The organism is Streptomyces sp. NPDC087845 (assembly GCF_044742755.1).
Taxonomy (GTDB): domain Bacteria; phylum Actinomycetota; class Actinomycetes; order Streptomycetales; family Streptomycetaceae; genus Streptomyces.
In genome coordinates this window covers 86,089-112,430 of record NZ_JBIUVC010000017.1, presented here as the reverse complement: position 1 = coordinate 112,430, position 26,342 = coordinate 86,089, and the positions used below count along the sequence as shown (strand labels likewise).

Sequence of the window (26,342 nt, the reverse complement as noted above, 5' to 3'; positions counted from 1 at the left end):
TACAGCAGCGGTGACTACGGCGCGAGGGCTGAGGAGCGCCCGTCTACAGCCTGCTGCCCTTGCGCAGCGAGGACAGAACCAGTCGCCCGTAACGCGTCGCGAGCGCGGCTCCCGTTGCGGCGACGGAGAGCCCGAGAGCGACGAGCAGGTGCGAGAGCGACTCGTCGCCGATGACCTGAAGGATGCCGAGCGCGGTGCCGAGCGGCAGGCCCAGAATCGTGAGGATCCCCAGGGCGCCGCTGATCTGCTGGCTCTCCTGAGTCTGCACCAGTCGGCTGTAGTCGGCTGCCTCGGCCAAGATCTCTCCGAAGCGGTCCGGTAGTCGGTGCTGCTGTTGGAAGGCGAGCAGCAGTTCGTTGGCCGGACCGTGGGCGGTCAGGTGCTGACGCCAGTAGGTGCTGCGGAAGACCGCGATGTTCCGCTCCAGCATCGCGACTCTTCGCGCCAGTTGCGTGGTGTCGAAGACGTCCGAGAGTTCGTCGGTCAGCTCGTCGATGTGGTCGCGCTGGAGTGACCCGAGCAACAGGGCGTCAAGGTAGACGGTGCGCGAGTGCAGGGCGCCGAACGCGTAGAAGTCACCGTCCCCCGCATCGGCACGATGACCGAGGAATGCGGCGCCCTGCCGGAGCACCAGAGCGCTCCAGTCCGCCGAGATACGCACGGCGCCGCCGAGCTCTGCCGCGGCGGTCTCCGGGGCAAGCGGAAAGTCGGCCGGGTTCGAGCGTGACGCCAGCTGCCAGAGCCAGCGGTCGGCAGTGGCCGGCAGTAGCCCTTCGTGGCCTGCGCGCAGCGCTGGCCTGTGCTCGGCCTCGGGGGTCAGAAAGGCAATGGTGTAGGGGCGGGCTATGGCGAATGTGCCTGTACCGCTGGTGACTGCCGCGATACCTGCGAGAAGCTCGCCGGAATCCAGCGGGCCTGTGAGCGTCGCGGCGTCGCCGTCGGTAATCACTCGTCCCGCTATCGCGCGCACCACAGGCAACAGCGGCCTGTACACCGTGAAGTGAAGGACCGCGAGAGCGTGTTCAGGATTACGGGCGGTGGCCGTACGGAGAAGCTCCATACCGATGAGGTGCAGACCGTTGTGAACGATCGACGCCGACCGGTACCAGCGTCGGGGCCGGCCGGGCGCGCCGTAAAGGACTCTCGCGGAGGCCGGAGCGAAATAGGTCGCCCGGGTCGCGGTATCAGTGCGACGGCTGCCCAGCTCGAACGGGAACGGCCCCTCTGCCCAGTCGGGGGTCCGCAGCAGACGTACCGGGACGACAACTGTCAGTTCTTGGCGCACACCGGTGATGGTTTCGAGTGAGGGGGACACGGCGGTCATCCGTAGTACTCGGACGGATCGGGCTGGTCGAGGCGGATGACGAATGTGGCCTGGCCGGGGCTCGCCGAGACATGGAAGCGAACACGCTCACCGGTGCGGATGGTGCGGAAGCCTTCAGTCACGATCTGCCGGTAGTCGAATCCGTAATACTGCTGGTCTTCGTCGTCTCGGACGATGTACGAACCGAGCGTGCCGTTCACTCCCCCGCCACTCGAACGCCTGTCGACAATCGTGCCGTGACGCGGCTCGCCACTCATGCCATCGCCTCCTCGGTGTCGGTGATGTCCTCCACGCACCGGAAGCCGACCGCGTTACTTCCCCCGCGTTTCCGGTAGAGGCCCTTACTGCTTGCCTGCACAGCGCGCATCGGATTGTCATAGCTGCCGCCGCAAAGGACGGCCTCACCCGGATCACCGAGGCTCGTCGACGTCCATTCCCAGCAGTTGCCCACCATGTCGCCGATGCCGAACGGAGAGCGGTTTCCGGGCCGTTCGTTCGATGGCGTCACCCAGGCCCGGCGGACGGCGTCGCCTGCGAAGTCTTCGTACCACGCCTGGTAGGTGACGACAGGGCGCCCGACCCATGAGTCCGCACAGTTGATCAGTCCGTCCCGGGGCTCGTCGCCCCAGGGAAACAGGCGGCCGTTCGTACCACGCGCAGCGGCCTCCCACTCCAGGGAGGTGGGCAGCCTCTTGCCCTCGAACCCGGCGAAGGCGTACGCGCTCCACCAGTTGACACAGACGGCCGGGTACGCGTCGTAGCGCGCGTCGGCGTAGTAGTCGGATTCGCGCAACCTGTCGGTCCACGGATGGTGCGTAACGTTTGCCGGCTGGTCGGGATGGTCCCAGCTCGACGTGCCGTCGCCGTTGAGCACTTGGAGGAAGCGCCGGTAGCGCTGCACTGTCACGGCGTGGCGGTCGAATCGTACGGATCGCGGGACTCGACGAAGCAGCAGTCGTTCGGCCGGGCCGACCAGGTACGTCCCGGCGGGCAGTACGCAGTCGTCGGTCGCGGGAGCACTGGGAAGGCCGGCGAGGAAGGCCCGAACCTGCTCGGTGAGGAAAGCGCCCCCCGGCATGTCCACTGCCGCGACCTGGTTTCCGGCCTCGGCCAGATACCGCGCCGCAAGCAGTTCCTGGTATGCAGTGTGCACGAAGGCAACCTGGTCGGGCCCTGCCGGACGTAGCAAGGGTGAGAGCACACAGGTGTCGAGCTCAAGGCGTCCGTCGGTGAACGCGCCTGTCCCCAGCGACCGGTGCAGGTCGAGGAGGGAAAACACCGTCCGGTCGGTGAGAAAGGCGTGCCCGAAGCAGTCGGGCAGACGTTGCTCGATGCCGGCCTGTCCGCAAGCGGCCAGGGTCCGGGTGATGTGCGTTCCGAGGATGTCGGCGAGGGAACGCCCCGGAGACAGCCCGAGCGACGCGGTGAGCCTCTTTTCCAACGGTGTTGCATCAGGTTCGGCGAGGCGTACGAGGTGGAAGTGCGGAACCCTGGCCGGGTCGACTCCATTGGCATACATCTGCTCGACGAGCTGTTCGGAACGGCCTGCGCCGCTGTCCAGCAGTTGGCGGACCTGTGGCGAGTCGGCAAGGAAGGACACGCGCGAGCTCATGACAACGGCGGACTCCGCCGAGAGCACGGCCGCCAGATCCACGAAGAGGCGCAGGAAACCGGCGGGGCTCGCCTCATCGACGCCCTCGTCGACGGCGTCGAGCACGCAGAGTGCAGTGCCTGAGCGGATCAAATAGAGAAAGAGGTCGTAGGCGCGGGAGCGGTCCGAAGCCATGGACGGTGCCAGAAGTCGCGCGGCGTATTCCGAGAAGGGCTCGTCCTTGGGCTTGAGTCCAAGATCGAAGTAGAAGCGGAATCGGCGGGTGTCCGGGTTGACGGCCAGAGAGCGCAGAAGCGTGCTCTTGCCACTCCCGGGGCGACCGGTGACCAGTACGTTCGCGCTGCCCCGGGCAAGACTGGTGAGCAGCTCCGCAGCGTCCGCGGACTCCGTTGTCCGGGGCTCCCCGGTGTGCGGGTCGTTGGACAGTACGGCGGCGTTGATCGCCACGCGGGGCTCTGCGGGTGCGGCCGTGGAGGAGACGGCGCCGAGGTGTGTTTCGAGGTTGACGAGAGTGTCGACGAAGCCGTCGTAGCGGACGATGCGGAAGTCCAGTCCAAGCATCTGGTGGAGCGCCCCGGATGCCGCACTGTCGTTGTCATCCTCCAAGACGACGAACCTGGTGAGTTTGGGCAGTCGGGTGCGCAACAACTCACCGTCGCTGGAGGCAAGGACCGTGCTCAGATCGTCGGCGTCCCGGGAGAGCATGAGCTCCACGTACTCCAGCCGCATACCCGATTCACGGCAGAACAGCTGGTAGACGGTGTCGGGGCTGAGAACGAAGCGTTTGGCCTGCCGATAGCCGAGTGTGACGTACAGACCTGCGAGGAACTCACAACGGCGGGCCACCTCGGGAGCCAGGTCCGGCTCTCCGCCAAGGAGCGCGGGGCTCCCCGTGTTCGTGAACCAGACCAGCACATCGACGAGGCGGCGCACGGCCAGCAGCCCGTCTTCGTCGCTGATGTCGTAGCCGTCGTGCGTGGAACGATTACGAAGACGGCGGATGTCGTCCAGAGCGTCCATCACGGTGCTGCTTCGGATGTGTGGACGGCAGCGCTTGACGAGGTCGTTCAGCGCCTTGGTCGAAGGATCACCTTCGATGTTGTGGTGGCGCCATAACTCCTTGAGCAGCTTCTCGGTCAGTTTGCCGACAAGCGCAACAGCGTTCTCGGGATAGCCGTCGTCGAGGGAACGCAGAGGACGCTCGAGGTCGAGTCCGAGACGGTCCGCAATCCGTGCGTGATCGTCCAATTCACTCCGGAGCCGACGCAGCCGCTCATCGACCACGGTACTCACTCGCCCTCACCTCGTTGATCCGGCAGTTCCCCAAGGACAAAGGCGAACCGGTCGGGAAACACAAGGACGGGCTCGGGGTGGGCGGCACGCATCTCCTCGATCCCCTTTTCGATCTCATGGTCGCCGAAGGTGGAGAGCAAGGACATGTAACGAGCGCGCACCATGCCGAAGTACCTGTCCCGGTCGATGCGCAGCTCGTGCTCGACGTGGGAGAGACCTGCCTCCATCCCAGCCGCTGCCAAATACTCCACGATGCCGAACGGGTCGGGTTGCAGCTCCTCGAAGCGCCTGAGAGCACTCTCGAACAACGGGTACTGGATCGTGGCCGGGAGCATGACCACGAGCAGGCGTCCACCGACCGCCAGCCGCCCCGCCAGGCCACGCAACGTCCGGGCCGGATCCGGGAGGTGGTGCACCGATTCCTTCAGCCACATCGCATCGAGCCGGCCAGAGGGCAGGTCGACATTCCCCTCGGCAATGTCTTCGGCCGAGGCGAGAACCGGTGCCAGACCGGGTGGGGGTGGCTTCCCGATCTGACGAAGCATCGCCTCTGAGGGATCGGCGCAGAGAATGGGACGGGTCGGCCGGACGGACTTCGCCACTTCGCGGGCGAACAGCCCTGTACCGCAACCGATGTCGGCGATACGGTCGTTGGCGGTGAGACTCAGCGTTTCGGCGATGCGGGCCGACATCCAAGGGATGTAGTCCGGCCCGTACACCCAGTGCTCGTCGTACTCGGCGGCCAGCTCTTCATAGTGCCCTTGTACATCGCGCCGCTCCACGATCCCCCTCGCGCGTCACAGGTCTTGATGTGCTGGACAACGACAGGCTATCGCGCCGTACGGGACCGCCAACACCGTGTAATGCGCCGCTCTCACACCGCCGGTTCGGCGACGTCCGGCGGCGCAGCGACCAGGACAGTGATCCTTGTCAGGAGTTCATCCATGTTCGCCAAGGCCTGGTGATCAACTCACGGTACGTGTGATGGGACGGATTGCGCCCCGAGTGCGAAAGGGCCCAGCCCTGCGGGGCGTCCCAGTCTTCTACCACAGGGGAGGACTCTCCGCAGACGACGCACAGCATGGCGTACGTCTGCGGTTCCGCATCCGACTCCTGGTTCGGCGCGAGGGTCCACTGGACGTGCCTCACGATGGCACGGGGCCCGCTCATGCTCCGCGCCTGGATTCGGCGTTGAGAGCAGCGAGTTGAGCGCCTTCCTGTGCCTTATTCTCGGGAGAGGCCACGGGCGGCCAGGGGGCCGGGACGGGCCGCGTTCCATCGAGTTGGTCCAGTACTCGATACAGCGCTCTCACCAGCCGGGCTCGCTGTTGCGCGTGCGCGAGGGTGGTCTGGCAAATCACCGACAGGCGGCGCCCCGCCTCCTGGAGGACCTGTTCAGTCACCGGCCGTAGCTCACTTCCTGTGGGCAGTGACTCGAATTGCCGGCTGACTTCGGCGGCGACGATTCGAGCGTGCCCGGTGAGCACCAGGGCGATCTGCGTGCAGTCGCCCGCCCGCAGGCCGCTCGCGTCTTTCCGGGCCAGCATCGCGTCGGCCAGCGCCATAAAGGGTGCGCGGTCGAGCGGCAGCTCCTCGGTCCGGACTGCCTCGGGGTCGTACAGCACGGAGTGGCTCACGATTGCGACTCCTCCGGTTCCAGGCCCATGGCCATGTCGGTGGGGTCGGTGGCGATGACGAACAGTCCTCGCTGCAACAGCCAGGACCGTTGCGCGCACCAGTCGTTCCAGCGGTAGGCGATGTGCGCGAACGAGGGGACGGTGATCCCGGTGATCCGGCCGTCGTCTGCCGCTTCGCGGATCCGTGTCCAGCCTGTCCTCAGGTCGGTGTCCTGGCCGAGTGGCCCGATGTCGCTCACCGCGCAACCGGCTGGGACGATCCAGCCCCGCGCGTCCGCGTGCGCGGCGAGGGGCGCCAGCACCAGGTTCTCCACGCCCGGCACCGGGACCACGGCGTACAGCGCAACCGTGGTGACCTGGGCGACTGCGGTTTCACCCGCTGTCGGGGCTTGGCGGGCCGTGACCCTCCTCCGTACCTTCGACGGTAAGAGCCGGGCGGTGTTGTTGCGGCTGAATGAGTTCGGCATAGGGATCTCCCCGAAGCGTTTGTCGGTGCACTCCTAGACAACCGCGACACGTTCGGGTGGGCTCAGGCCAGATTCCAGGCATCTCCGGGGTAGGGACCGGACAGTTTTACCAGCAGGAGAAAAGCGGCAGAAGTACCGTCTACGCCACGACCGGCACCTGCGGGGGACCTGATGGACAGACAGCGAAACGTCCGGCTCGAAGCGCTGATGGCCGAGTACGGCCTCACACACCAGGGCTTGGCCGACGAGATCAACCGGATCACCGCGCAGATCTTCGGAGAGAACCACCCTCACCATTGCACCGATCGCCATGTCAGGCGCTGGATCAGTGGCGAAGTCCACTGGCCCTGGACCCGCTACCTTCACGCCTTGGAACAGCTCTTCGACCGTCCGGCGCAAGCACTCGGGTTCATCCCGAGGGGGAGGCACAGCGCGAATCTGCCCGCCCCGCCACAATCCCCCGCACCGACGAAGGAGGCGCCTGTGCGCCGCCGCCGCTTCATCACCGCGTCCGCCGCCGCGACGGTCGCACTTGCCCTCAGCATCGACGAAACCCCTCTGCGCGGCCGTCTGTCGATGAGCGACATTGCTCGTGCCCACGAGCGGATCGACCGCCTCGACGCCCACTTCAGTGCAATCGGTGGCGCACCTCTCCTGGACGTCGCGACCGCCTACCTGGACCGCCTGACCACCGCGGCCGACCACTGCACCTACGGGCCTCGCGTCGAACAGGCTCTCCACACCGCGATCGCGGCCCTGTGCAGTTCCGCCGGATGGGCCGCCGACGATGCCGGGGACCTGGACGCAGCACACCGGTGGCGCACCACTGCGCTACAAAGAGCCATCCTCGGAGCCGGCCACCGGGCCCAGGCCCGTGCATGGTCCGACCTTGCGGTCCACGCCCGCCGCGGAGGTCACCATCGCGAAGCCCTGCGCATCAGCCAGACCGCCCTTGCCAGCCGCGAAGCCCGCCAGGACCCGCGCTACGCGGCCCTGCTGCAATCCCGGCTCGCCATCGGCCACGCCCGCATCGGCAACCGCCCGGCCGCCGCCCGCGCCCTCGTCGCCGCTCAAGCCGCACACGGCCGCATCGACCCGACCGAACCCGCACCCCGATGGCTGAACTTCCTCACCGCCGCCGAAATCAGCGGACTCGCCGCCATCACCCACCAGGCCATGGGACAGCTCGCCGACGCCGAGACCGCCACCGCCCAGGCCCTCGCGCTCCTCGAACCCGGCCTGCGTCGCAGCCGCGCGTACTACAGCGTCCAACTCGCCGAGCTCCAGATCGCCCAGGGCAACACGGCCGGCGCCCGAACCACCGCGGCGACGGTCGACACCTCGAAGGTCAGCAGCGAGAACATCACCGGTCGCCTCGCCGCTGTCCACCATGCCCTCTCCACCGCATAGGAGAATCGCCGCAGTGACCGCTGCCATAGAACTCCGCCACTACACCACCCACCAAGCCGCCCAACTGCGCCCACTCCTGCTGAGGGTGTACGCCGAGGTCTACGCCGAGGCTGCGCAGAGCGACCCGTTCTGTGCCATCGACCGGTTCGCCGAGGGACTCGACAACTGGTCCGCCCGGCCGGGCTGGAGCTGCGTCGTCGGCTACGACGACGGACAGCCCGTCGGCTACGCGTATGGGGCCCCGCTTCTCCCCGGCAGCCGCTGGTGGGGCGGACTACTCACCGACGTACCCCCCGACACCATCGCCGAGACCGGCACACGCACCTACGCCCTCAGTGAGCTGATGGTCCGCACACCGTGGCGGAAGACCGGCACCGCCCGCCAACTCCACGACGCGCTGCTCACCCCACGGCCCGAGCAGCGCGCCACGCTCCTGGTCGTCCAGGACCACCCCAAGGTCCACACGTTGTACAAGTCATGGGGCTGGAAGACACTGGGCGATCTGCGACCACGCATCCCGAACGCGCCGCTCTTTCACACCATGCTGCTGGATCTCTCTCCGCGCTGACCGCCGGCCAGAGCCACAGCGAGGCCAATCACGGTGTCGGGACTGGTGTGGCCGTACCGTGACTTCCGAGCGGCGGCTCCGTCCATGAGGGCGGCCTCCCCACCCAGGTCGGCTCCCCCATCAGCTTCGTACGCCGCCGCCTCACCGACAAGATCCCACCCCACCTGCCCACCGTCCCGGCACCGGCCACGCCCAACAGCCCCGCTCGCCACCTGATGGTGGAATGCACCGAATGCGGCACACCCGGCCCATCCGAAGCACTCCCCGACGGCCTCTGCCGCCCCTGCCGCACCCCCGCCCCGCACCCCACGAGCGAGCAGGCCGCCGGAGCCGACGCCGGACGCGATGTCCGCGGCCTCGTCGCCGAACTCCGGGGCATGCTCAAGCGCCCCTGACGCTCCCGCGCCCAGGCGAACTGCTTGCTCAACACCCACGGGCACGTCATCCCACCCGCGACGACCCCACCGCCCGCCCTCGCGGCCCTCCGGGACCGGTCCCTCGCCCGGACCACCGAGCGGCCTCCCCGGCCTTGCGGCGGAGGACTGCCTGCCGGACGGTGCGGTGGGTACTGCCCACGGTCTGTCCGGCGCGGGGCCGCGCCAGGTGCTGCGGGCAGATCCGAGCACGGTCCGTCAGCGGCAACCGCGGGCGTTGAGCCGGGCGGCCTGACGCGTCAGGTGGTCGCGCTCGGCGAGGTTGGGTGCCTTGAGGGCCGCCTCGGCGTACAACCGTGCCGCCGTCGCCAGGTCGCCGTCGCGTTCGTGGAGGTACGCCGCCACCGCGGCGTGGCGGGGCAGTGAGTCGTCCAGCACCACGAGTGCCGCCAGGCCGGCACGCGGCCCGTCGGCCTCGCCGACGGCCACCGCGCGGTTGAGCCGGACGACCGGACTGCCGGTCAGGCGCGCGAGCTCGTCGTACCACTCGACGATCTGCACCCAGTCGGTCTCCGCGGCGGTGGGCGCGTCGGCATGGAGTGCCGCGATGGCGGCCTGGGCCTGGAACTCACCCAGCCGGTCGCGGGCGAGGGCCGCCTGCAGGATCTCGACGCCCTCGGCGATCGACTCGGTGTCCCACCGGCCGCGGTCCTGCTCGGCGAGCGGCACCAGGCTGCCGTCGGGCGCGGTCCGGGCGGCACGCCGGGCGTGGTGGAGCAGCATGAGTGCGAGCAGCCCCGCCACCTCGGGGTGGTCGATCGCGGCCGCGAGCTGCCGGGTGAGCCGGATGGCCTCGGCGGCGAGGTCGACATCGCCGGAGTAGCCCTCGTTGAAGACCAGGTAGAGGACGCGCAGCACGGTGGCGACGTCGCCGGGCCGGTCGAACCGCACGCCGGAGACGGTGCGCTTGGCCCGGCTGATGCGCTGCGCCATGGTCGCCTCGGGCACCAGGTAGGCCCGGGCGATCTGGCGGGTGGTCAGCCCGCCGACGGCGCGCAGCGTGAGCGCGACCGCGGACGACGGCGTCAGCGACGGGTGGGCGCACAGGAAGTAGAGCTGGAGCGTGTCGTCCACCGCGGACACGGGCCCGGACACCGGCTCCTCGTCGACGCGGTCCTCACGCCGGCGGCGGGCGGCATCCGCCCTGGTCGCGTCGAGGAACCGGCGCCAGGCCACGGTGACCAGCCAGCCCTTCGCATCGCGTGGCGGGTCGGCCGGCCAGACGCGGACCGCCTCGACCAGCGCGTCCTGCACGGCGTCCTCGGCCGCCGCGAAGCCGGCTCCGCGGCGGACGAGGATCCCGAGCACGCTCGGCGTGAGGCTCCGGAGCAGGGCCTCGTTCACCTGAGGGGTCACTCCGTGATGGTGGGCGGCGCGGTCAGGAACGGGCGCACCTCGAGCCACTCGTGGATCGGCTTCCCGCCCGCCCCGGGGGCGGCCGACAGCTCCCCGGCCAGCTCGACGGCGCGCTCGTAGCTGTCGACGTCGATCACCATCCAGCCGGCAATGAGGTCCTTGGTCTCGGCGAACGGGCCGTCGGTGACCGGCGGGCGGCCCTCGCCGTCGTACCGGACCCACGTCCCCTCGGGGGCGAGCGCCTGACCGTCGACGAACTCGCCGGTTCCCTCCAGCCGGACCGCGAAGTCCTGCATGTACTGCATGTGGGCCGAGATCTCCTCCGGCGTCCACTGGTCCATGGGCACGTCGTTGACCGCGGCCGGGGCGCCGCGGTAGTGCTTGAGCAGCAAGTACTTGGCCATCGTGATTCTCCTCGATGCTGGTGCGACCCATTCTGGTCGCGTTCACTGCGAGGACGGAGCAGGCCACGGGTTCTCGACATCGCCGTACGAATCTTTTGGCCCTCGTGGACGAGCCCGGGTGAGCCGCCCCGCGGTCTCCGGGGCCACGGCGTGGCGCGAGGGCGATGGCGTGGCGCGAGGGCGATACGGAGCGAGGCCTTCCGAGATCAGCGGCGACCAGGCAACTGAATCAAGGGAAGGCCCCGCGTGCGTCACCGTACGTGCGGTCCCGGCGCGTCGTGGTGTGCTCGGACCGATGAATCGTCCGGCGCGGAGGGCATGGGCGTCCTCGACGCCCCGCCTCACACCGTCTCGAACACGTCCTCCAGCTCCTGGAGCAGCCGGCGCTTGGGGCGGGCGCCCACCATGGACTTCACGGGTTCGCCGGACCGGAACACCATCATGGTCGGCATCGCCAGCACCGCGTAGCGGCTCGCTATCCCCGGGTTGTGGTCGACGTCGATCTGGACGATCTTGATGCGCCCGGCCTCCTCGGCGGCGACGGCGCTGAGCACGGGGGCGAGCTGGCGGCACGGGCCGCACCAGTCGGCGGTGAACTCGACCAGTACGGGAAGGCCGGCCGCGAGTACCTCCGCGTCGAAGGTGTCGTCGGTGACCTCGGTCACGCCCTCTGCTGCATGAATCATCTGTCATCCTCCCAGTTCACAACGTGGTTCCGGACCGCCGGGAAGCTCCGCCGCGGCCTCCAGCTCGGCTTTGGCGAGCTGCGCGCCCACCTGGGCGCGGACCGCCTGGAGCTGCTCGATGAGCGAGTCGAGCTCGCCGAGCTTGCGCCGGTAGACGGCGAGCGAGGCGGGGCAGGCGTCGCCGGCCGGGTGGCCGGCGCGCAGGCACTCGACGAACGGCCGGGTCTCCTCCAGCTCGAACCCGAAGTCCTGCAGGGTCCGGATCTGCTGGACGAGCCGCAGATCCTCCTCGTCGTACGCGCGGTAGCCGTTGCCGGCCCGCCGCGCGGGCAGCAGCCCGCGCGACTCGTAGTACCGCAGAGTCCGCGTGGTCGTCCCGGCCCGCTCGGCCAGCTCCCCGATTCGCATGTATGTGACCGTAAACCTTTACGCGGACGTCAAGGCAAGCACGAAGGGCCGTCGCGGGAGCTCCCGCGACGGCCCTGGCGCTGTACCGGGCTCTTCGGTGACTAGGCCTTCGCCGCGGCGGACTCCTGGTCGCCGCCCCGAGGCTCCGGGAGGCTTTCCGTGCTGTCGCCCCGAGACTCCGGAAGGCTGCCGGTGCCGTCGCCGTGATCGGCGTCCTGGCTGAGCATCGCGTCGTTCCAGGGGAGCGCGCCGGAGAGGACCTTCTCCACCCGCTCCTTGTCGATCTCCTTGGTCCAGGTTCCGACCAGGACCGTGGCCACCGCGTTGCCCGCGAAGTTCGTCATGGCGCGGGCCTCGCTCATGAAGCGGTCGATGCCGACGATGAGTCCGACGCCGTCGACCAGGCCGGGGCGGTGCGACTGGAGGCCGCCCGCGAGGGTGGCGAGGCCCGCGCCGGTGACTCCGGCCGCGCCCTTCGAGGCGACGATCATGAAGAGCAGGAGCGAGATCTGCTCACTGGCGCTCAGCGGGTCGCCCATCGCGTTGGCGATGAAGAGCGAGGACATCGTGAGGTAGATCGCGGTGCCGTCGAGGTTGAAGGAGTAGCCGGTCGGCACGGTGATGCCGACGACGGGCCTGCTGACCCCGAGGTGCTCCATCTTGGCGATGAGCCGCGGCAGCGCGGACTCCGACGACGAGGTGGAGAGGATCAGCAGGAATTCGCGGCCCAGGTACTTCAGCAGAGCCACCAGGTTCACTCCGGCGACCAGCCGCAGGATCGTGCCGAGCACCACGAAGACGAAGATCGCGCAGGTGAGGTAGAAGCCGACCATGATGATCGCGAGGGACTTCAGGGCGTCGACACCGGTCTCGCCGACCACCGCCGCCATCGCGCCGAACGCACCGACCGGCGCGGCCCACATGATCATGGCGAGGATGCGGAAGACGAGGCGCTGGATGTGGCCGATGCCGCGCAGGACCGGCTCGCCGGCCGAGCCCATGGCCTGGAGCGCGAAGCCCGCGAGCAGGGCGATGAGCAGCGTCTGCAGCACCTCGCCCCCGGTGAAGGCGGAGACCATCGTCGTCGGGATGATGCCGAGCAGGAAGTCCGCGGTGGACTCACTGGCACCCGCCGCCTGCTTCTCCCCCGCGGCGCGCACCGCTTCGGTGAGGTGGAGGCCCTGGCCGGGCTCCAGGAAGTTGCCGACGAGCAGGCCGATGCCGAGCGCGACGGTCGACATCACCAGGAAGTAGCCGAGGGCGAGGCCGCCGACCGCGCCGACCTTGGCGGCCTTGCGCACCGACCCGACGCCCAGCACGATCGTGCAGAAGATGATGGGCGAGATCATCATCTTGATGAGGTTCACGAAGCCGGTGCCGATCGGCTTGAGTTCGACGGCGACGTCCGGGGCCGCGAAGCCCACGAGGATGCCGAGGCCCACGGCCGCGATCACGGCGAGATACAGATAATGCGTACGGTCCCGCTTGGCGGCTGCCACTCCCACGGGGGTTCTCCTCGGTCGTCCGGGTCGCTCCCCCGTCCCTGGGGGGCTTGGTGACTATCCCGCCCCCTTGTGACGCCGGTCACTGTTGCGTGCATTTCGTTCATGCGTTTTCGGCCAGGCAGACTGTTGCCATGCGTCTCCCCCGCCCCCGTACCCGCCCGCGCAGCCTGGCCGGGCAGCTCTTCGCCATGCAGGTGGTGCTGGTCGCGGCCGTGGTGGCGGGGTGCGCGTTCTTCGCCTACGCCTCCGGCAGCGAGCAGGCGAAGAAGACCGCGGCCCGGCAGGTCACCGCGGCGGCGCTGGCGATCGCCGACTCTCCGTCCGTACGGGAGGCGATCCGCACCCCGGACCCGTCCGCCGTGCTGCAGCCGTACGCGGACAAGGTCCGCAGGGACACCGGGATCGCCTTCGTCACGATCATGTCCCCGGAGCGGGTCCGCTGGACGCATCCGGACGCCGACCGGATCGGGGAGAAGTTCCTCGGGCACACCGCGCGGGCGCTGCGCGGCGAGACGTTCTCGGAGACGTACACCGGCACGCTCGGACCCTCGATCCGGGTCGTCACCCCGGTCCGGGACGGCGGCAGGATCACCGGCCTGGTCAGTGCGGGCATCACGGTCGAGCGGGTCTCCTCGCAGGTGCGGGAGCAGCTGGGGGCGCTGGGGCTGGCGGCGGGCGGGGCGCTGGCACTCGGCGGCATCGGTACGTATGTGATCAACGCCCGGCTCCGGCGGCACACGCACGGCATGAACGCCGCCGAGCTGAGCCGGATGCACGACTACCACCAGGCCACGCTGCACGCGGTGCGCGAGGGGTTGCTGATGCTCGACGGGCGGCGCAGGATCGCGCTGATCAACGACGCGGGCCGGGAGCTGCTCGGTCTCGGCCCGGGGGCGGTCGGACGCAGGGTCGCCGACCTCGATCTGCCGGCGCCGCTCACCGGTGCGCTGCTCGCCTCCGAAGAACGGGTCGACGAGCTGCACCTGACGACCGACCGGGTGATCGTGGTCAACACCCGCCCGGTGGTGGGCGGGGAGCAGCGCGGTACGGTCGTGACACTGCGTGATCACACCGAACTCCAGGCGCTGTCGGGCGAGTTGGACTCCGAGCGGGGGTTCACCCAGGCATTGCGCTCGCAGGCGCACGAGGCGGCGAACCGGCTGCACACCGTCGTCTCGCTGATCGAACTGGGCCGGGCCGAGGAGGCGGTCGGTTTCGCCACCGCCGAACTGGAGCTGGCCCAGACCCTCACCGACCGGGTGGTGGGAGCCGTCGCCGAACCGGTGCTGGCGGCGCTGCTCCTGGGCAAGGCGGCACAGGCGAACGAGCGGGGGGTGGAGCTGGTGCTCGCGGACGACAGTCTGATCGACGACGGTGCCCTGCCGACGACACTGCTCCCTCGGGACCTGGTGACGATCCTCGGCAACCTGATCGACAACGCGGTGGACGCGGCATCGGAGGCGGCGACCGATGGGCCGGACCCCGTGGCCGGTGGACTGGACCCGGCGACCGGTGGGCCGGACCCCTTGACCGGTGAGCCGGATCCTGCGACCGGTGGGCCGGACCCGGCGACCGGTGCGGCCGGCTCGGAAGAGGCCGGCCCGCCCGGTCCCGCGGCCGTGCCCGCCCAGCGGGGAGCGGTGCCGGGCCGGGCCGCCCGCGCCCGGGTCACCGTCACCGCGCTCGCCGGGGAGGACGGGCTGCTGCTGCGGGTCGCCGACACCGGCGCCGGGATCGATCCGGACGACGCCGGAGCGGTGTTCGGCCGCGGCTGGTCGACGCGCGGCGCGGGCCGGGGGATCGGGCTGGCCCTCGTGCGGCAGGCGGTGCACCGCAACGGCGGGACGGTGGCGCTGGACCGCGGTCCGGACGGCGGTGCGGAGTTCACGGTGCGGCTGCCGCTGACCATCGGCGGCCGCACGACGCGCACCACGAAGGAGGCGACCGCGTGATCCAGGTGCTGGTCGTAGAAGACGACCTCGTAGCTGCGGACGCCCATCGGCTGTACGTGGGCCGCGTCCCCGGATTCGAGGTGGCCGCGGTCGCGCACTCGCGCGCGGAGGCGGTGCGGGCGCTGGACCGCGGGCCGGTCGATCTGCTGCTCCTGGATCTGTACCTGCCGGACGGGCACGGCCTGCAGCTGCTGCGCTCGTTGCGCGCGGCCGGCCACTCGGCGGACGTCATCGCGGTGACGTCGGCGCGCGACCTGGCGGTGGTCCGGGAGGGGGTGTCGCTCGGTGTCGTCCAGTACGTGCTGAAGCCGTTCACCTTCGCCACGCTGCGCGACCGGCTCGTCCGCTACGCCGAGTTCCGCGCGGCGGCCGGCGAGGCGAGCGGTCAGGACGAGGTGGACCGGGCGCTCGGCGCACTGCGCGCGCCGCAGCCGACCCGGCTGCCGAAGGGGCTGAGCGGTCCCACGCTGGAGGCCGTCACCCGTGTGCTGCGGGCCGCCCCGGACGGGATCACGGCAGGCGCGGCCGGGTCGGAGCTGGGCATCTCGCGGATCACCGCGCGCCGCTATCTGGAACATCTGGTGACGGTGGGGCGCGCGGTACGCAGTCCGCAGTACGGCCAGGTCGGGCGTCCGGAGCTGCACTACCGTTGGGTGACCCAGGTGCGCTGATCCGTACGGCGCCGGGACGGACGGCGCCGGGAGACACGGCACCGGGACATACAGCACCGAAGCCACCGCACTAGGACGTTCATACGAGCCGTGATATCGGTCGAACACACCGTAGTCAGACCGCGTGTCGACTTCTACGGTGGGGCCGTGCACCCCTCCCCGCCCTTCAACGCCCCCGCCGCGCGCCGTCTCCGCGAGGCCCTGGGGATGCTTCCCGGCCATGTCGCCTACGGTCTCGGGGCTCAGTACGGACTCCGTATCAGCACCGAGACGGTGGTCGCCTGGGAGCGCGGGCTCGCCGTCCCGACCGAGTACGAACTCACCGCGCTGGCCGGAGTGCTGTGGTGCTCGCCGGGCGAGCTGCTCACCGCCGCGCGCACCCTGCGCGAGCACCGGGTGGCCCGGGAGCTGGCCGTCGAGGAGCTGGCGCGGCTGCTGGGGCTGACCGCCTCGGCGTATCTGCGGATGGAGGAGGCGGGGCGCTGGCGCGGCAACGAACGCCAGTCCGCGGTGCTCAGCGAGGTGCTGGGGCTGACCGCCGCCGGGTTCGTGGCGGTGTCCGGCCGGGAGGAGGAGCTGGCGGAGCTGTTGCGCGGTGCGGTGGCGACGCGCTGGCAGGCCCAGGTCCGGCCGGTGGCGAAGCTGGTGCCGCTGGAGCGCGGATTCCTGCAGGACGTACTGGAACAGCTGCACGCCGACTACCAGGCACTGATGGTGTCGACGCTGGGCTGGAGCAGCACGGGTACGGAGCGGACCGGGTCGACGGGTGACGCGGGGCGGGCGTTCCTGGCGAACATCGTGGACCGGTTCTGGCAGACGGCGGGGGTACGGGGGACCAGCGCCTGAGCCGCCCGGCTTCCCCCGGCCACGCGTCCCCGCCCACGGCCCGCACCGCCCTCAGCCGAGGGCAACCGTCGGCAACCGCCCACCGTCCGTGCCGCCCCCAGCCACCGGCAACCGGCCACCGGCCGCGCCGCCCTCAGCCGCCGACCGCGTCCGGGGCCGCCGGGCCGTCCGTCGCCACCGGGTCGAAGGAGAACAGGCTCCCCCGGTCCGATCCGTCGCAGCCCCGCTGCACCATCTCGGTGCCGCGCTCCCCGCTCCCCGCCTCGGCGCCGACGCACAGGCGGGTGTGGGTGGGCCGGATCCGGTACCCCTCGGCGGGGTGGCCCAGGGGCTCGATCCGGAACGCCTCCGCGGAGCCGCGGCGGCCGCACTCCTGGTCCTGCATCGGGGCACCGCCCTCCCGCATCCCGTTCCACACACCCGTACAGCCGGGGCCGTAGTCCGGGTGGTCGGTCGCGATCCGCCAGACGCCGTCGCCCAGTGGCCGCAGCGAGAAGCTCGGCAGCGTCTCCCCGTCGCAGGGCACCTGGTAGAGCCGGCCGCTGTCGGACCCCCGCTTCTCGGAGAGGCAGAGCCCGGAGTGGACGGACCGGATCTGCACCGTCCGTCCCGCCACGGGCCCGGCGACGGAAGGGGACCCCGGCTCTTCGTCGCGCGCGAGGACGGCGACGGCCACCGCGGCGGCCGCGAGCACCAGCAGCGAGGCGGCGGCCACCAGCACGTTCCAAAACCGGCGGCGGCGACGGGCCGGAGACGTCCCGGCGGGCGGCTCGGGCGACCGCTCGGGCGGCGCGGCCGGGACCTCCCCGGCCCCGCCCGTACCACGCACCTCCCCGGCCCCACCCGTACCACGCACCTCCTCGGCCTCGCCCGCTCCCCCGCTCCGCCGCCCGTGCACGGCGAGTTCCTTGCGTACGGCGAGCCAGTCCTCCACCGCCGCGGGCCCGCAGCCGCAGGCCCGCACGAAGGCGGCGAGGAGTTCTTCGCGCGGTACCGACGTACGCCCCAGCATGTTGGCGATCGTGGAGCGCGGCAGGACCTCCCCGGCCGCGTCCGCCCGCTGCGTCAGCTCGCGGAACGTCAGACCGGACGCGTCCTTGAGCAGCCGCAGCAGGGCGACGAACTCGGCCGCGCTCCGCGCCTCCCGCGGATCCGGAGCCCTGTCCTCGACCACCATGCCCTGTGCCCTCCCCCGAATCGAGCGCCCGGACAGCGTTGGGACATGTCCCGGACAGGGGTAAGCCTTGTTGATCCGGGCCGCCGGCTCAAGAGTGGATTCCGGCACCACGGCCGGTCCGGCCCGACCTCCGGAGAAGGCCCTGGGAGCCAGGGGGAACGGCAAGCGGCCCTGACCGTCCACGGGGGGACAGTCAGGGCCGCCGGCCGTTTCCCGTGAGGTTCCGGGGGCGCCGCCGCGCGCGTCCGGGGTCAGAAGACCGACTCGGCCTCGTCCATCCGGGCCGCCGGGACCGTCTTGAGCTGGGTGATGGCGTCGGCGAGCGGCACCATCTCGATGTCGTTGCCGCGCAGGGCCGTCATCCGGCCGAAGTCGCCCCGGTGTGCGGCCTCCACCGCGTGCCAGCCGAAGCGGGTGGCGAGCACCCGGTCGTACGCGGTCGGCGTCCCGCCCCGCTGCACGTGGCCGAGAATGACCGGCCGGGCCTCCTTGCCGAGCCGGGTCTCCAGCTCGATGGCCAGCCGGTTGCCGATGCCCTGGAAGCGCTCGTGACCGTACTGGTCGATCTCGCCCTTGGCGTACGGCATGGAGCCCTCGGCCGGGTGCGCGCCCTCGGCGACGCAGATGACCGCGAACTTCTTGCCGCGCGCGAAGCGCTCCTCGACCATCTTGACCAGGTCCTCGACCTGGAAACGGCGCTCGGGGAGGCAGATGCCGTGCGCGCCGCCCGCCATGCCGGACTCCAGCGCGATCCAGCCCGCGTGGCGTCCCATCACCTCGACGACCATGACCCGCTGGTGCGATTCGGCGGTGGTCTTGAGGCGGTCTATGGCTTCGGTGGCGACGCCCACCGCGGTGTCGAAGCCGAAGGTGCGGTCGGTGGCGGAGATGTCGTTGTCGATCGTCTTGGGAACGCCGACGACGGGCATTCCGGCGTCCGCCAGCATCCGCGCGGCGGTGAGGGTGCCTTCGCCGCCGATCGGGATGAGGGCGTCCATGCCGTAACGGCGGCTGAGCTCGGCGCAGTTCTCGGCGGCCTCGCGCAGCCGGTCGCGCTCCAGCCGGGCCGAACCGAGGATGGTGCCGCCGCGGGCGAGGATGCCGCTGACCGCGTTGAGGTCGAGGGGGCGGAAGTGGCCGTCGAGGAGTCCCTTGAATCCGTCCTCGAAGCCGATGACTTCGTCGCCGTGACCCACCACGGCCCGGTGCACGACCGACCGGATCACTGCGTTCAGGCCCGGGCAGTCGCCGCCTGCGGTGAGAACTCCGATGCGCATCGTGCTGTATCTCCTGCTCGCTGGTGCCGTGCATTTCGGGGGTGACTACGGAATCCCCCGTACGAATCCCCCGTACTGTGAGCCACGTCGATTGTCCCACGTCAGGTCTGGACCTCGCGCTCCCCCGCCGCTCCGGGGATGCCCGCACGGGTGTTCCGCCGGGTGCGGCAAGGCGTCCGGCGAGTCCCGGGGCGGGCCGTACGGCCCCTGGCGCGGGGCCCCTCGCCCGGCGGGCGGCGTCCAGGACCCCGCAGGTATCGTCAACATGGCAATACCATCCCAAACCGCAGAACTGGACGGGAGAGCACGCGTGACGCGCAGCGTGTACGTGACCGGGATCGACCGGGGAGACGGCCGCCAGGTCGTCGATCTGGGAGTCATGGAGCTCCTGACGCGTCAGGTGGACCGGGTCGGGGTGTTCCGGCCGCTCGTCCACGACGGACCCGACCGGCTCTTCGAACTCCTGCGGGCGCGCTACCGCCTCCCCCAGGACCCGGCGTCGGCCTACGGCCTGGACTACCACGAGGCATCCGCGCTCCAGGCGGAGCAGGGCACCGACGAACTGGTCTCCCGGCTCGTGGAACGCTTCCACCAGGTGGCCCAGAAGTACGAGGTCGTGCTGGTGCTCGGCACCGACTTCGCCGCCACCCAGCTCCCCGACGAGCTGGCGCTCAACGCCCGCCTCGCCAATGAATTCGGCGCCTCGGTGATCGCGGTGGTCGGCGGGAAGGGCCAGACCGCGGAGTCGGTGCGGGCCGAGACCCGCAATGCCTACCGGGCGTACACCGGTCTGGGCTGCGACGTCCTCGCGATGATCGTCAACCGGGTGGCGGCCGAGGACCGCGATGCCATCGCGGAGCGGCTGACGGCCCAGCTGCCCGTCTCCTGTTCGGTGCTGCCGGACGATGCGGCGCTCTCCGCGCCGACCGTCGCCCAGATCACCGCGGCGCTCGGCGGCACGGTGCTGCTCGGCGACGACTCCGGGCTGGCCAGGGACGCGCTGGACTTCGTCTTCGGCGGTGCGATGCTGCCGACCATGCTGAAGGCGCTGACGCCGGGCTGCCTGGTGGTCACGCCCGGGGACCGGGCGGATCTGGTGGTCGGTTCGCTCGCCGCGCACAGCGCCGGGACTCCGCCCATCGCCGGTGTGCTGCTGACCCTGGACGAGCGTCCCGGCGAGGAGATACTCAAGCTGGCCGCGCGGCTCGCACCGGGGACCCCGGTCGTCTCGGTGGTCGGCGGTTCGTTCCCCACGGCTGGGCAACTCTTCGCCCTGGAAGGAAAGTTGAACGCGGCGACGCCCCGCAAGGCGGAGACCGCGCTGGGCCTCTTCGAGCGCCATGTGGACACCGCCGCGCTGCTGGACCGGATCTCGGTGGCCCGCAGCAGCCGCGTCACCCCGATGATGTTCGAGCACGAGCTGCTGGAGCAGGCCCGCGCCGACCGGCGCCGCGTCGTCCTGCCCGAGGGCACCGAGGAGCGGGTGCTGCGCGCCGCCGACGTGCTGCTGCGCCGCGATGTCTGCGAGCTGACCCTCCTCGGCGACACCGACGTCATCCGCAAGAAGGCCGCGGACCTCGGCATCGATCTCGCCGGTACGCGGCTCGTCGACCCGCAGACCTCCGAGCTGCGCCAGGGCTTCGCCGAGCGGTACGCGCAGCTGCGCGCACACCGCGGGGTCACGGTGGAGCTGGCGTACGACGTCATTGTGGACGTCAACTACTTCGGCACGATGATGGTCCAGGAGGGGCTCGCGGACGGCATGGTCTCCGGGGCGGTGCACTCCACCGCGGCGACGATCCGTCCGGCGTTCGAGATCATCAAGACAAAGGGGGCCGAGCGAAGCTCGTCAGGCAGGGCGGTGGCGGGCGACGGGAGGGCAAAGGGGGCCGAGCGAAGCTCGTCAGGCAGGGCGGTGGCGGGCGACGGGAGGACAAAGGGGCCCGAGCGAAGCGCGTCGGACAGGGGGGCGGCGGACGCCGGGGGGACGAAGCCGGACGCCTCGATCGTCTCGTCCGTCTTCTTCATGTGCCTCGCCGACAAGGTCCTGGTGTACGGCGACTGCGCGGTCAACCCGGACCCGGACGCGGCGCAGCTCGCGGACATCGCGGTGCAGTCGGCCACGACCGCCGCCCGCTTCGGCGTGGAGCCGCGGATCGCGATGCTCTCGTACTCGACGGGCACCTCCGGATCGGGGGCCGACGTCGACAAGGTGCGCGAGGCGACGGAGCGGGTCCGCGCGAGCAGGCCGGACCTCAGGATCGAGGGACCGATCCAGTACGACGCCGCGGTGGAGCCGAGCGTCGCCGCGACGAAGCTGCCCGGCTCCGAGGTGGCGGGACAGGCGACGGTGTTGATCTTCCCGGACCTGAACACCGGCAACAACACCTACAAGGCCGTGCAGCGCTCGGCGGGCGCGGTGGCCGTCGGACCGGTGCTCCAGGGGCTGCGCAAGCCCGTCAACGACCTGTCCCGGGGCGCGCTCGTCCAGGACATCGTCAACACCGTGGCCATTACGGCGATCCAGGCGCAGGGCGAGGAGTGAACGGATGACCACCCCGACCGCACAGGGCTCTTCCACGACGGGCGCGTACCGCGTGCTGGTCCTCAACTCCGGCTCCTCGTCGGTGAAGTACCAGCTGCTGGACATGCGCGACCGCTCCCGGCTCGCGGTCGGGCTGGTCGAGCGGATCGGCGAGGAGACCTCCCGCCTGGTGCACACCCCGCTGGCCTCATCGGAAGAGGTGGCCGGAAGGGCCTCCGTCGAGGGTGGTGGCGGGCGACGGGCGGGAGGCGCCGAGCCGCGCGAGCGCATCGGCCCGATCGCCGACCACGCGGCCGCGCTGAAGGCGGCGGCGGAGGAGCTGGCGGCCGACGGGCTGGGCCTGGACTCCCCCGCGCTGGCGGCGATCGGTCACCGGGTGGTGCACGGCGGGCTGCGGTTCACCGAACCGACCGTGATCACCGACGAGGTGCTGGAGGAGATCGAGCGCCTGGTTCCGGTGGCCCCGCTGCACAACCCGGCGAACCTCACCGGCATCCGCACGGCGCGGGCGCTGCGTCCGGACCTTCCGCAGGTGGCGGTCTTCGACACGGCGTTCCACACGACGATGCCGGAGTACGCGGCGCGGTACGCGATCGACGTGGAGACGGCCGACGCGCACCGCATCCGGCGCTACGGATTCCACGGCACCTCGCACGCGTACGTCTCCCGCAAGGCCGCCGGGCTGCTGGGGCGCACCCCGGAGGAGGTCAATGTCATCGTGCTGCACCTGGGCAACGGCGCCTCGGCGTCGGCGGTGGCGGGCGGCCGGTGCGTGGACACCTCGATGGGGCTGACCCCGCTGGAGGGGCTGGTGATGGGTACGCGCTCCGGAGACATCGATCCGGCCGTCACCTTCCACCTGAAGCGGGTCGCCGGGATGTCGACGGACGAGATCGACGAGCTGCTCAACAAGAGGAGCGGTCTGGTCGGGCTCTGCGGCGACAACGACATGCGGGAGATCCGGCGCCGGGTCGACGAGGGCGACGAGCGGGCCGCGCTGGCGTTCGACATCTATGTGCACCGGCTGAAGAAGTACATCGGCGCCTATTCGGCGGTCCTCGGGCGGGTGGATGCCGTGGTCTTCACGGCGGGGGTCGGGGAGAACTCGGCGCCGGTACGGGAGGCTGCGATCGCCGGGCTGGAGGAGCTCGGCCTGGCGGTGGACCCGGATCTGAACGCCGTACGGTCCGACGTGCCGCGGCTGATCTCGCCGGACTACGCACGGGTCGCGGTCGCCGTGGTGCCGACGGACGAGGAGCTGGAGATCGCCGTCCAGACCTTCGCACTCGTCGGACAGGCCGACAACTGAGCACCCCCGCGCCCCTTTGTACCTTCCACCAGACGGAATATTCCGTAGCGAAACAAACCGATAGGATCCGCCTCATGCGCCGTTCCAAAATCGTCTGCACACTCGGTCCCGCCGTCGACTCCCATGAGCAGCTCGTCGCTCTGATCGAGGCCGGCATGAGCGTGGCCCGCTTCAACTTCAGTCACGGCAGCCACGAGGAGCACCAGGGTCGTTACGACCGGGTCCGCAAGGCCGCCGCCGAGACCGGTCGTGCGGTCGGTGTGCTCGCCGACCTCCAGGGCCCGAAGATCCGCCTGGCGAAGTTCGCCGAGGGCCCCGTCGAGCTGGTCCGCGGGGACGAGTTCACCATCACCTCGGAGGACGTCCCCGGCGACAGGTCGATCTGCGGCACGACCTACAAGGGCCTGCCCGGCGACGTCGCCAAGGGCGACCCGATCCTGATCAACGACGGCAACGTCGAGCTGAAGGTCGTCGCGGTCGAGGGCCCCCGGGTGAAGACCATCGTCATCGAGGGCGGTGTCATCTCCGACCACAAGGGCATCAACCTGCCCGGCGCGGCGGTCAACGTCCCGGCGCTGTCCGAGAAGGACGTCGACGACCTGCGGTTCGCCCTGCGGATGGGCTGCGACCTGGTGGCGCTCTCCTTCGTACGCGACGCCAACGACATCAAGGACGTCCACAAGGTGATGGACGAGGAGGGCCGCCGGGTCCCCGTCATCGCCAAGGTCGAGAAGCCGCAGGCCGTCGAGCACATGGAGGGCGTCGTCATGGCGTTCGACGGCGTGATGGTCGCCCGTGGCGACCTCGCCGTCGAGTACCCCCTGGAGAAGGTCCCGATGGTGCAGAAGCGCCTGGTGGAGCTCTGCCGCCGCAACGCCAAGCCGGTGATCGTGGCGACCCAGATGATGGAGTCGATGATCACCAACTCGCGGCCGACCCGCGCCGAGGCGTCCGACGTCGCCAACGCGATCCTGGACGGCGCGGACGCGGTCATGCTGTCCGCCGAGTCCAGCGTGGGCGCGTACCCGGTCGAGACGGTCAAGACGATGTCGAAGATCGTCGTCGCGGCCGAGCAGGAGCTGCTCTCCAAGGGCCTCCAGCCGCTGGTTCCGGGCAAGAAGCCCCGCACCCAGGGCGGTTCGGTGGCCCGCGCCGCGTGCGAGATCGCGGACTTCCTGAACGGCAGGGCGCTGGTCGCCTTCACCAAGTCCGGCGACACGGCCCGCCGCCTCTCCCGCTACCGCGCGGCGCAGCCCATCCTGGCGTTCACCACGGACGAGTCCACCCGCAACCAACTCGCCCTGAGCTGGGGCGTCGAGGCCCACGTCGTGCCGCACGTGGACAACACGGACGCGATGGTCGACCTGGTCGACGCGGAGCTCCTGAAGCTGGACCGCTACAACGAGGGCGACACCATGGTCATCACGGCCGGCTCGCCCCCCGGCATCCCGGGCACGACGAACATGGTGCGGGTGCACCACGTGGGCGGCGGCGAGCGCGACTGACGCGCCCGGTACCCGTACGACCGTGGGCCGCACTCCCTTTGGAGTGCGGCCCACGGTCTTGACGCGGCTCCCGAACGGGTCGGCGTCCGCTAGCCGTTGGCGCCGGTGAAGTAGTTGTGCAGCCCCGGCACCGTGAGCGTGCCGCCGAACTGGCCGGCCTGGGTCACCTTGACCTTGGTGAAGAAGGCGAACGGGACGTTCAGCGGCGGCGGGGTCTTCGGGCTGAAGGTGACCGGGATGAGGCCGAAGAGGTTGCCCTTCAGCTCCTCCGTGTACATCGTCACCTTGCCGTCGCGGATGGTGGACGTGGAGCCCTTCCGCGCCTGGACGTGGGCCGTGGTGCCGGCCGGGCCGACCGTCAGCTGGTGGAGGTCCTTGATGTCGACGGAGCTCGCGGTGAACTTCAGCACCTTCTTGACGGTGCCGTCCTGCGTCTTCACCTCGACGATGCCCTTGTAGTCGAGCCCGTTGAGAGTGAGCAACGAGCTGTCCAGGATCCACGGATCGGTCGGCAGCAGCGGCAGGCCCGTTTCCGGCTCGGCCGCGGCCAGTGCCTCGGGGTCGGCGGTCGGACACGGGAAGCGCTGCTTGGCGCCGTCCGGGATGTCCTCGTCCTTCTTGGCGTCGAGCCCCTTGGCGCTGTCGTCGAGCTCCTCGACCGGCCGGCCGGCCCGGTCCGCGGCGTCGCGGATGGCGGCGGCGGTCCTGTCAGCCGTCTCCTTCGCGGCGCCCGTGACCTTCTCCGCGGGCTTCTCTGCGGGCTTCTCCGCGGGCTCGGCGGCGTCGCTCTGCGACGGCTTCGGAGACGCGGTGGTGGCGCTCGGGGACGGGCTCGCCGCCGCCTTGCCCGGTCCGTCGAAGAGGTCCTTGAGCGCGTCGCCGAGACCCAGCGGGTCGAGCGGGTTCCTCGACTTCGTGGGCGTGGGCGAGGCGCTCGGCGAGGCGGCGGGCGCATCGGCGGCCTTCGTCTTCGCCTCAGGCTTCGCGGCGTCGCTCGCGGACGGAGTCGCCGAGGGCTTCGGGGTCGCCGCGTCACCCTTGTCACCGGAATCGGTGGCGGACGGGGACGGTGACTTCGTCTCCGACGCGGACGGGGACGGGGACGGCGATTCGCTCGGCTCGTCGGAGCGGGTCACACAGGGGCCGGGCGCGAAGGGGATGTCCGTTCTGTCGTCGGCCAGCGCGAGTTTGGGAGTGAGCCCCATACCCACGAAGACGGCCGTCGGCATGGCGGCGAGCGCGAAGGCCTTGCCGGCGGGTATGTGCAGCTTCGTCAGCAACGACTTCCTGGGGGCCGCGTGGCGCGGTCCGCCTCTCGTCCGGAGGTTCTCCCCGGTCGCGTTCAGCTGCGTCTCGTCACCCCGCACGATGCCTCCCGCCGTCGACCTCAACTGTCGTGTCGTACTGCTCCGGCTGCTGCTGGGGCACCGCCGCCGTGCTGTGGAACTCGGGTTCGGGCTTCTGCGTCCCGAAACCGGCGTCCTCGGCCATCTGTCCCTGCGCACCGGCATGCGCCGCGTCGGGCTTCGGCTCGCCCGGGGCCCAGGAGATGGAGAGCGCTCCACCGAGCAGGGCGAACAGGAAGCCGATCAGGAATCCGCCGATGTTGGCGACCGGTATGGAGATCAGCGCCAGCAGGATCGCGGCAACTCCGGCGAAAACTCTCACGATGTGGTGGAACCACATCGTGAGGCCCAGCGTGATCAGCAGGACCCCGATGATCAGCGATCCCGCACCGGCGGTCGTGGACATCGCCAGCGTGATGTTGCCGAGGTGCATGTTGGCGTACGGGAAGTACGCGATGGGTAGACCACCCACCATGGTGAACAGGCCCGCCCAGAACGGCCGGTTACCCCGCCAGGTGCGGAATCCCCGCCGGAAGACGCGGAGGTGGTGCTCGTTCTGCCCTGTGGACTCGGGGCTCATGGAAAACAGCTCCCTGGAACCGGTACTGCT

Annotated in this window: 24 protein-coding genes; 9 read left to right on the top strand and 15 right to left on the bottom strand. The window is 70.4% G+C overall.

Translation table 11 applies throughout. The features are described from left to right. Positions 1-43: 43 nt before the first annotated feature. From ACIOMQ_RS33195 to ACIOMQ_RS33170, 6 genes are all read right to left on the bottom strand, one after another. Positions 44-1,324 (bottom strand): hypothetical protein, encoded by a 1,281-nt coding sequence (locus ACIOMQ_RS33195; RefSeq protein WP_362204859.1) that lies wholly within the window; start codon positions 1,322-1,324, stop codon positions 44-46. Next, positions 1,321-1,581, bottom strand: coding sequence for a hypothetical protein (locus tag ACIOMQ_RS33190; RefSeq protein WP_362204856.1), 261 nt, complete (start codon positions 1,579-1,581; stop codon positions 1,321-1,323). The genes ACIOMQ_RS33195 and ACIOMQ_RS33190 overlap by 4 nt, the downstream gene beginning before the upstream one ends. Next, positions 1,578-4,229, bottom strand: coding sequence for an SUMF1/EgtB/PvdO family nonheme iron enzyme (locus ACIOMQ_RS33185; RefSeq protein WP_362204853.1), 2,652 nt, complete (start codon positions 4,227-4,229; stop codon positions 1,578-1,580). The genes ACIOMQ_RS33190 and ACIOMQ_RS33185 overlap by 4 nt, the downstream gene beginning before the upstream one ends. Further along, the gene (locus ACIOMQ_RS33180; protein WP_362204850.1) at positions 4,226-5,011 is read right to left on the bottom strand and encodes a class I SAM-dependent methyltransferase; all 786 of its coding nucleotides are present in this window, start codon (positions 5,009-5,011) and stop codon (positions 4,226-4,228) included. Before ACIOMQ_RS33180 ends, ACIOMQ_RS33185 begins: the two co-directional genes overlap by 4 nt. 384 nt (positions 5,012-5,395) lie before the next feature. Beyond that, positions 5,396-5,866 carry a restriction endonuclease gene (locus ACIOMQ_RS33175; protein ID WP_402191548.1) on the bottom strand — a complete coding sequence of 157 codons (471 nt, stop codon included), beginning with the start codon at positions 5,864-5,866 and terminating at the stop codon, positions 5,396-5,398. Continuing rightward, positions 5,863-6,333 (bottom strand): hypothetical protein, encoded by a 471-nt coding sequence (locus ACIOMQ_RS33170; RefSeq protein WP_362204844.1) that lies wholly within the window; start codon positions 6,331-6,333, stop codon positions 5,863-5,865. Before ACIOMQ_RS33170 ends, ACIOMQ_RS33175 begins: the two co-directional genes overlap by 4 nt. Before the next feature lie 171 nt (positions 6,334-6,504). On the opposite strand from ACIOMQ_RS33170, the gene ACIOMQ_RS33165 reads away from it, so the two are divergent. From ACIOMQ_RS33165 to ACIOMQ_RS33155, 3 genes are all read left to right on the top strand, one after another. Further along, positions 6,505-7,743 carry a twin-arginine translocation signal domain-containing protein gene (locus ACIOMQ_RS33165; protein ID WP_402191546.1) on the top strand — a complete coding sequence of 413 codons (1,239 nt, stop codon included), beginning with the start codon at positions 6,505-6,507 and terminating at the stop codon, positions 7,741-7,743. Positions 7,744-7,756: 13 nt separating this feature from the next. Next, on the top strand, positions 7,757-8,311 hold the full coding sequence (locus tag ACIOMQ_RS33160) for a GNAT family N-acetyltransferase (protein ID WP_362204838.1): 555 nt from the start codon (positions 7,757-7,759) through the stop codon (positions 8,309-8,311). Between the two features lie 215 nt (positions 8,312-8,526). Next, positions 8,527-8,706, top strand: coding sequence for a hypothetical protein (locus tag ACIOMQ_RS33155; RefSeq protein WP_402191544.1), 180 nt, complete (start codon positions 8,527-8,529; stop codon positions 8,704-8,706). A 237-nt stretch (positions 8,707-8,943) separates the two neighbouring features. Here ACIOMQ_RS33155 and ACIOMQ_RS33150 read toward each other — a convergent pair whose 3' ends face one another. From ACIOMQ_RS33150 to ACIOMQ_RS33130, 5 genes are all read right to left on the bottom strand, one after another. After that, positions 8,944-10,089 carry an RNA polymerase sigma factor gene (locus ACIOMQ_RS33150; protein ID WP_401261640.1) on the bottom strand — a complete coding sequence of 382 codons (1,146 nt, stop codon included), beginning with the start codon at positions 10,087-10,089 and terminating at the stop codon, positions 8,944-8,946. An 8-nt stretch (positions 10,090-10,097) separates the two neighbouring features. Beyond that, complete coding sequence (locus ACIOMQ_RS33145; RefSeq protein WP_362204832.1) at positions 10,098-10,505, bottom strand: YciI family protein; 408 nt, start codon at positions 10,503-10,505, stop codon at positions 10,098-10,100. 341 nt (positions 10,506-10,846) lie between these two features. Further along, entirely contained in the window at positions 10,847-11,191 is a 345-nt protein-coding gene (gene trxA, locus ACIOMQ_RS33140) for a thioredoxin (protein WP_362204829.1), read from the bottom strand. A gap of 3 nt (positions 11,192-11,194) precedes the next feature. Continuing rightward, positions 11,195-11,599, bottom strand: coding sequence for a MerR family transcriptional regulator (locus ACIOMQ_RS33135; protein ID WP_362204826.1), 405 nt, complete (start codon positions 11,597-11,599; stop codon positions 11,195-11,197). Between the two features lie 101 nt (positions 11,600-11,700). Further along, complete coding sequence (locus ACIOMQ_RS33130) at positions 11,701-13,104, bottom strand: cation:dicarboxylate symporter family transporter (protein ID WP_362204823.1); 1,404 nt, start codon at positions 13,102-13,104, stop codon at positions 11,701-11,703. A 131-nt stretch (positions 13,105-13,235) separates the two neighbouring features. Here ACIOMQ_RS33130 and ACIOMQ_RS33125 point away from each other — a divergent pair, with 131 nt between their 5' ends. The 3 genes from ACIOMQ_RS33125 (at position 13,236) to ACIOMQ_RS33115 (ending at position 16,573) form a co-directional block, all read left to right on the top strand. Next, positions 13,236-15,056, top strand: a complete 1,821-nt coding sequence (locus ACIOMQ_RS33125) for an ATP-binding protein (RefSeq protein WP_362204820.1) — start codon at positions 13,236-13,238, stop codon at positions 15,054-15,056. Further along, positions 15,053-15,727: a response regulator gene (locus tag ACIOMQ_RS33120; RefSeq protein WP_362204817.1), complete on the top strand. Its 675-nt coding sequence runs from the start codon at positions 15,053-15,055 to the stop codon at positions 15,725-15,727. The genes ACIOMQ_RS33125 and ACIOMQ_RS33120 overlap by 4 nt, the downstream gene beginning before the upstream one ends. Before the next feature lie 207 nt (positions 15,728-15,934). After that, on the top strand, positions 15,935-16,573 hold the full coding sequence (locus ACIOMQ_RS33115) for an XRE family transcriptional regulator (protein ID WP_362205012.1): 639 nt from the start codon (positions 15,935-15,937) through the stop codon (positions 16,571-16,573). A gap of 133 nt (positions 16,574-16,706) precedes the next feature. Here the strand turns inward: ACIOMQ_RS33115 and ACIOMQ_RS33110 are convergent, their stop codons facing one another. Continuing rightward, the gene (locus tag ACIOMQ_RS33110) at positions 16,707-17,750 is read right to left on the bottom strand and encodes a helix-turn-helix domain-containing protein (RefSeq protein ID WP_402191541.1); all 1,044 of its coding nucleotides are present in this window, start codon (positions 17,748-17,750) and stop codon (positions 16,707-16,709) included. Positions 17,751-18,001: 251 nt separating this feature from the next. Continuing rightward, the gene (locus tag ACIOMQ_RS33105; protein WP_362204811.1) at positions 18,002-19,027 is read right to left on the bottom strand and encodes an ATP-dependent 6-phosphofructokinase; all 1,026 of its coding nucleotides are present in this window, start codon (positions 19,025-19,027) and stop codon (positions 18,002-18,004) included. Between the two features lie 310 nt (positions 19,028-19,337). Here ACIOMQ_RS33105 and pta point away from each other — a divergent pair, with 310 nt between their 5' ends. The 3 genes from pta to pyk all read left to right on the top strand — a co-directional run bounded on the left by pta (position 19,338) and on the right by pyk (position 24,386). Continuing rightward, positions 19,338-21,572, top strand: coding sequence for a phosphate acetyltransferase (pta, locus tag ACIOMQ_RS33100; protein ID WP_402191538.1), 2,235 nt, complete (start codon positions 19,338-19,340; stop codon positions 21,570-21,572). A gap of 4 nt (positions 21,573-21,576) precedes the next feature. Next, entirely contained in the window at positions 21,577-22,881 is a 1,305-nt protein-coding gene (locus ACIOMQ_RS33095) for an acetate kinase (RefSeq protein ID WP_401754028.1), read from the top strand. A 74-nt stretch (positions 22,882-22,955) separates the two neighbouring features. Further along, positions 22,956-24,386 carry a pyruvate kinase gene (gene pyk, locus ACIOMQ_RS33090; RefSeq protein WP_362204802.1) on the top strand — a complete coding sequence of 477 codons (1,431 nt, stop codon included), beginning with the start codon at positions 22,956-22,958 and terminating at the stop codon, positions 24,384-24,386. An 89-nt stretch (positions 24,387-24,475) separates the two neighbouring features. On the opposite strand, the gene ACIOMQ_RS33085 is transcribed toward pyk, so the two are convergent. Both ACIOMQ_RS33085 and ACIOMQ_RS33080 read right to left on the bottom strand, forming a co-directional pair. After that, complete coding sequence (locus ACIOMQ_RS33085) at positions 24,476-25,753, bottom strand: hypothetical protein (protein ID WP_402191536.1); 1,278 nt, start codon at positions 25,751-25,753, stop codon at positions 24,476-24,478. Then, positions 25,743-26,312, bottom strand: a complete 570-nt coding sequence (locus tag ACIOMQ_RS33080; RefSeq protein WP_401754022.1) for a DUF6114 domain-containing protein — start codon at positions 26,310-26,312, stop codon at positions 25,743-25,745. Before ACIOMQ_RS33080 ends, ACIOMQ_RS33085 begins: the two co-directional genes overlap by 11 nt. Positions 26,313-26,342: the final 30 nt, after the last annotated feature.